General features: G+C 69.4%; 5 protein-coding genes. All 5 read right to left on the bottom strand.

Going from position 1 to position 6,000, the window contains the following annotated elements; all coding sequences use genetic code 11:
- Positions 1-101: 101 nt before the first annotated feature.
- The 5 genes from prcA to arc all read right to left on the bottom strand — a co-directional run bounded on the left by prcA (position 102) and on the right by arc (position 5,829).
- On the bottom strand, positions 102-872 hold the full coding sequence (gene prcA, locus AB0C84_RS42275; RefSeq protein WP_361077529.1) for a proteasome subunit alpha: 771 nt from the start codon (positions 870-872) through the stop codon (positions 102-104).
- A gap of 21 nt (positions 873-893) precedes the next feature.
- Positions 894-1,739: a proteasome subunit beta gene (gene prcB, locus AB0C84_RS42270; protein WP_361077523.1), complete on the bottom strand. Its 846-nt coding sequence runs from the start codon at positions 1,737-1,739 to the stop codon at positions 894-896.
- Between the two features lie 281 nt (positions 1,740-2,020).
- Entirely contained in the window at positions 2,021-2,230 is a 210-nt protein-coding gene (locus AB0C84_RS42265) for a ubiquitin-like protein Pup (RefSeq protein ID WP_021593619.1), read from the bottom strand.
- A 188-nt stretch (positions 2,231-2,418) separates the two neighbouring features.
- Positions 2,419-3,936, bottom strand: a complete 1,518-nt coding sequence (dop, locus tag AB0C84_RS42260; RefSeq protein ID WP_258939886.1) for a depupylase/deamidase Dop — start codon at positions 3,934-3,936, stop codon at positions 2,419-2,421.
- Positions 3,937-4,065: 129 nt separating this feature from the next.
- A complete protein-coding gene (gene arc, locus AB0C84_RS42255) occupies positions 4,066-5,829 on the bottom strand; it encodes a proteasome ATPase (RefSeq protein WP_179841727.1) in 1,764 nt (587 codons plus the stop codon).
- Between the last annotated feature and the right edge of the window lie 171 nt (positions 5,830-6,000).

The raw sequence follows: 6,000 nt of genomic DNA, 5'->3' as shown, positions 1-6,000 counted from the left end.
CGGCGCCCCCCGACATCTACACGCCGTTTTGCACCCTCGTCCCCTCCACGCCGCTCTTCCAAACGGGCGGGAGGCCGGCCGGCGCCCCGCCCGCCCGCGCGTCAGTCCTCGTCGGCGCCGGACGAGGAGGCCGTGCCCCCGCCGGCGGAATCTCCGGCGTCCTCGCCGCCGGAGGTGGCGGACCCGGAGTCGTCCGCCGAGAGCAGATCCCCGATCCGTGCCGCCGACAGCCGCTTGAACAGGCGGTGCTCACGATTGCGGTCCAGCACCGCGACCTCGAGCGAGGTCGCCTCCAGATGCCGGTCGGAGTCCTGGGCCTCCAGCGCCCGCACCGCCGTGCGCAGCGCGTCCTCCAGCGCGGAGCCCTCCCGGTAGCCGTCCTTCAGCGACTGCGCCACCGCCTCGGCCTGGCCGCCCATGGCGACGTAGCCGTGCTCGTCGGCGACCGAGCCGTCGAACGTCAGCCGGTAGATCTGGTCGGTCTCGGCGTCGTCGCCCACCTCCGCGACGACCAGCTCGACCTCGTAGGGCTTGTTGGTCTCGGTGAAGATCGTCCCGAGCGACTGCGCGTACACGTTCGCCAGGCCCCGCGCCGTCACGTCGCGGCGGTCGTACTGGTAGCCGTTGATGTCGGCGTAGCGGACGCCACCGAGCCGCAGGTTCTCGAACTCGTTGTACTTCCCCACCGCCGCGAACGCGATCCGGTCGTAGATCTCACTGATCTTGTGCAGCGCCCGCGACGGGTTGTCCGCCACGAACAGGATGCCGTCGTCGTACTGCAGCACCACGACACTGCGGCCGCGCGCGATGCCCTTGCGCGCGTAGTCCGCCTTGTCCTTCATCTGCTGTTCGGGCGACACGTAGAACGGCATGGACACCGGTCTGGATCCCTTCTATCGCAGCGGGGCGGTCGGGCCGCCCGGCGAGTCGTAACGTGCGTCGACGACGGCCTGCGCCAGCGCGCCCACCTCGTCCTCGCCGAGCCGGCGATACCCGTCCGCCGTCACCGACGCCACCACGGGGAAGATCCGGCGGGTCAGGTCGGGGCCGCCCGTCGCCGAGTCGTCGTCGGCCGCGTCGTAGAGCGACTGGACGCACGCGAGCGCCGCGTCCTCCGCCGACAGGTCCGGCCGGTAGAGCTTCTTCAGGGCGCCGCGCGCGAAGACCGAACCCGAGCCGATCGAGTGGAAGTCGCGCTCCTCGTAGCGGCCGCCCGCCGGGTCGTAGGAGAAGATCCGCCCCTCGTTCCGCTCCTCGTCGTAGCCCGCGAACAGCGGCACCACCGCCAGGCCCTGCATGGCCATCGCGAGGTTCTGCCGCACCATCGTCGCCAGGCGGTTCGCCTTGCCCTCGACCGACAGCGTCCGGCCCTCGCGCTTCTCGTAGTGCTCCAGCTCCACCTGGAACAGGCGGACCATCTCGATCCCGATCCCGGCCGTGCCGGCGATCGCGATCGCGGAGAACTCGTCGGCCCGGAAGACCTTCTCGATGTCGCGCTGCGCGATGACGTTGCCCGCCGTCGCCCGCCGGTCGCCCGCCATCACCACCCCGCCGGGGAAGCCGACCGCGACGATCGTCGTCCCGTGCGGGATGTCCTCGCCCGCCCGCGTGGACGGCGGCGTCCGCCTGCCGGGCAGCAGCTCCGGGGAGTACGCCCCGAGGAACTCCGTGAACGACGACGTATCCGGGCTCGCGAACAACCCCGGCAGACGTCCGGTGTGCGAATCGTGGGACGCCACGCGACTCCCTTCCCCTCCACCATTGCGCCGGCCTCGGTGATCTCACCGGCGCGGACTCTACGACCCTACTGTTCAAGGTCGCCCGCGCGCATGCCGCCCGATCACCGGTCCGGTCAGCCCACGGCGAACCCGGCCCGCCCGCGCCCCGGGCGCGCGGGCACGGACACACGAACATGGGCGGGCCGCCGCGGCCCACCCATGTCCTCACTACCGTGTCAAGTTGGAGTTCCGCCCCGGAGAAACGGCGATTCGCTATGCGGCCGATCCGCCCGCTTTGGGGTTCACTGTCCGCCCTTTTGGATATAGGCGCGGACGAAGTCCTCGGCGTTCTCTTCCAGCACCTCGTCTATTTCGTCCAGGATCGAGTCCACGTCGTCGGTGAGCTTCTCCTGGCGCTCCTGCACGTCCTCGGTGGTCGTGGCCTCGGTCTCCTCGACCTCTTCCGTGCGCCGGGTGGTCTGCTTCTGACCGCCGGTGTCCTTCGTGGCCATTCCGTACCTCCGCTCTGCCGGTGCCTCCGACCCTATCTCCGATCTTCGACGGTGCGCGGAACTCTCGGGTCCGTTTCCCGTCTCCGCCCGGGGGCCGGGGGCATGCTCGGGTTATCGCCGGTCCGCCGCCCAGCGAAACGGGCAAACCGTCCACGAAACCGGCCCGTTACCCGGCACGGCCCGCGGGCTCAGCTCTGGCCGGTCAGGGTGGCCACGAGGTCCGCGGCGGTGCGGCAGCGGTCCAGGAGGGCGCCCACGTGCTGCTTGGTGCCCCGCAGGGGCTCCAGAGTGGGCACGCGCTGCAGCGACTCCCGGCCCGGGACGTCGAAGATGACCGAGTCCCAGGAGGCCGCGGCGACCGATTCGGCGTACTGGCGGAGGCAGCGGCCCCGGAAGTAGGCCCGCGTGTCCTCCGGCGGGTCCTCCACGGCGGCCTGGACCTGCTCCTCGGTGACGACCCGGTCGATGCGCCCGCGGTCCACCAGGCGGTTGTACAGGCCCTTGTCGGGCCGGATGTCGGTGTACTGCAGGTCGACGAGCTGCAGGCGCGAATGGGACCAGTCCAGGCCGTCGCGGCTGCGGTAGCCCTCCAGCAGGGACAGCTTGGCGACCCAGTCGAGCTCGCGGGACAGCTGCATCGGGTCGTCGCCGAGGCGGTGCAGGACGGACTCCCAGCGGTCCAGGACGTCCCTGGTCATCTCGTCCACGTCGGCGCCGAACCGGTCCTCGACGTACTTGCGCGACTGCTCCAGGTACTCCATCTGGAGCTGGACCGCGGTCATCTTGCGGCCGTCGCGCAGCGTGAGCAGATGCTTGCAGGACGGGTCGTGGGAGACCGCCCGGAGCGCGGCGACCGGCATGTCGACCGAGAGGTCGACGGTGAGGAAGCCGTCCTCGATCATGGCGAGGACGAGCGAGGTGGTGCCCAGCTTGAGGTAGGTGGACAGCTCGGCCATGTTGGCGTCGCCGATGATGACGTGCAGCCGCCGGTACTTCTCGGGGTCGGCGTGCGGCTCGTCGCGGGTGTTGATGATCGGCCGCTTGAGGGTGGTCTCCAGCCCCACCTCGACCTCGAAGAAGTCGGCGCGCTGGCTGATCTGGAAGCCGTCGCCGCGGCCGTCCACGCCGATGCCGACGCGGCCGGCGCCGCAGACGACCTGGCGGGAGACGAAGAACGGGGTGAGGTGCCGGACGATGTCGGCGAAGGGCGTCTCGCGGCGCATGAGGTAGTTCTCATGACAGCCGTAGGAGGCGCCCTTGTTGTCGGTGTTGTTCTTGTAGAGCTGGATGGGGTGGGTGCCGGGGACGAGCGCGGCGCGCCGCGCCGCGTCGGCCATCACGCGCTCGCCCGCCTTGTCCCAGATGACGGCGTCGAGCGGGTTGGTGCACTCGGGAGCCGAGTACTCCGGGTGCGCGTGGTCGACGTACAGCCGGGCCCCGTTGGTGAGGATGACGTTGGCGAGGCCGAGGTCCTCGTCGGTGAGCTGCGTGGGGTCGGCGACCTCGCGGGCGAGGTCGAAACCGCGGGCGTCGCGGAGCGGATTCTCCTCCTCGAAGTCCCAGCGGGCCCTGCGGGCCCGTGCCGCCGACGCCGCCAGGTAGGCGTTGACGACCTGGGAGGAGGTCACCATCGCGTTGGCCCCTGGCTGTCCGGGTACGGAGATGCCGTACTCGGTCTCGATGCCCATCACCCGCCGAACACTCATATCGTCGAGCCTATCGGGGCCGGGAGGGTGGAGCCATGGGGCCCGCTGTTCGCGGCGCCCGTGGCGTGGCGCGCCGCGCGGCGGCCCCTGTGTGCAGGGGCCGCCGCGCGTGTGCGTCTGGGTCGGGGGCTACAGGTACTGGCCGGTGTTGGCGACGGTGTCGATGGAGCGTCCGGCCTCGGAGCCCTTGGTCCCGGAGACCAGCGTGCGGATGTAGACGATCCGCTCGCCCTTCTTGCCGGAGATGCGGGCCCAGTCGTCGGGGTTGGTGGTGTTGGGCAGGTCCTCGTTCTCGCTGAACTCGTCGACACAGGCGGCCAGCAGGTGGTTGACCCGCATGCCCTTCTGGCCGGTGTCGAGGAACTGCTTGATGGCCATCTTCTTGGCGCGGTCGACGATGTTCTGGATCATCGCGCCGGAGTTGAAGTCCTTGAAGAACAGGACTTCCTTGTCCCCGTTGGCGTAGGTGACCTCCAGGAAGCGGTTCTCCTCGCTCTCGGTGTACATGCGCTCGACCGTGCGCTGGATCATCGCCTCGACGGTCGCCTCGGTGGAGCCGCCGTGCTCCTTGACGTCGTCGGGGTGCAGCGGCAGCCCGTCCAGGATGTACTTGGAGAAGATGTCCTTGGCGGCCTCGGCGTCCGGCCGCTCGATCTTGATCTTGACGTCCAGCCGGCCGGGCCGCAGGATCGCGGGGTCGATCATGTCCTCGCGGTTGGACGCGCCGATCACGATGACGTTCTCCAGGCCCTCGACGCCGTCGATCTCGCTGAGCAGCTGAGGGACGATGGTGTTCTCGACGTCGGAGGAGACCCCCGACCCGCGGGTGCGGAAGATGGAGTCCATCTCGTCGAAGAACACGATGACCGGCGTCCCGGCGGACGCCTTCTCGCGGGCCCGCTGGAAGACCAGGCGGATGTGCCGCTCGGTCTCGCCGACGTACTTGTTCAGCAGTTCGGGGCCCTTGATGTTGAGGAAGAAGCTCTTGCCCTCCTGGCCGGTCTTCTCCGCGACCTGCTTGGCGAGCGAGTTCGCGACGGCCTTGGCGATGAGCGTCTTGCCGCAGCCGGGCGGACCGTAGAGCAGCACGCCCTTGGGCGGCCGCAGCTGGTGCTCGCGGAACAGGTCGGCGTGCAGGTAGGGCAGCTCCACCGCGTCGCGGATCATCTCGATCTGCGATCCGAGGCCGCCGATCTCGTTGTAGGAGATGTCGGGGACCTCTTCGAGGACGAGCTCCTCGACCTCCGCCTTGTGGATCTTCTCGTAGGCGTAGCCGGACCTCGGCTCGAGCATCAGGGAGTCGCCCGCCCGCAGCGGGACGCCGCGCAGCGGCTCGGCGAGCTTGACGACGCGCTCCTCGTCGGCGTGCGCGATGACCAGGGCGCGCTCGCCGTCGTCGAAGAGCTCCTTGAGCATGACGACCTCGCCCTGCTCCTCGAACCTCAGCGCCTCGACGACGTTGAGGGCCTCGTTGAGCATGACCTCCTGGCCGCGCTGCAGTTCGTCGACGTCGACGGCCGGGCTGACGTTCACGCGCAGCTTGCGCCCGCCGGTGAAGATGTCGACCGTTCCGTCGTCTCGCGCGTCCAGGAAGACGCCGAAGCCGGACGGTGGTTGTGCGAGCCTGTCGACCTCCTCCTTGAGCGCCACGATCTGTTCGCGAGCCTCTTTGAGGGTCGCTACGAGACGCTCGTTCTGACCGGTTACGGCGGCCAGGTTGGCCTGTGCCTCATGGAGGCGTTCTTCCAGCACACGTACTTGGCGCGGGGATTCCGCGAGCTTCCGGCGCAGCACGGAGATCTCTTCCTCCAGGAAGGAGATCTGCGTCTGAAGGTCCCTGACCTCCTTTTCGTGCTGCGCCCTGCGCGCCCCAGCATCGTCACGAGCGGCCACGCCCCGCCACCTCCTCACGAAGAGAGCCGACGACCTACTGAGACCCTACCTATCTGGAGGGCTTCCGTAACCTGCCCATTCGGTGTTCGTGTCGTGCGGGGGTCTTCCGGGAGGGTTGGCAGGGGTGCCGTGGAGGCGACGCGGGGTGTGGGCTTACGACGCCTGGACCTG

Origin of the sequence: Actinomadura sp. NPDC048955, from assembly GCF_040649435.1 — a bacterium.
GTDB lineage: Bacteria > Actinomycetota > Actinomycetes > Streptosporangiales > Streptosporangiaceae > Spirillospora > Spirillospora luteofluorescens.
The sequence above is the reverse complement of the archived record's forward strand: the minus strand, read 5'-3'. Positions and strand labels throughout refer to the sequence as shown.

Bases quoted from the DNA above. Each gene is read 5' to 3' on its own strand.
- AB0C84_RS42265 (WP_021593619.1), bottom strand. From the start codon at position 2,230: ATGGCCACGAAGGACACCGGCGGTCAGAAGCAGACCACCCGGCGCACG.
- dop (WP_258939886.1), bottom strand. From the start codon at position 3,936: ATGAGTGTTCGGCGGGTGATGGGCATCGAGACCGAGTACGGCATCTCC.
- prcA (WP_361077529.1), bottom strand. From the start codon at position 872: ATGCCGTTCTACGTGTCGCCCGAACAGCAGATGAAGGACAAGGCGGAC.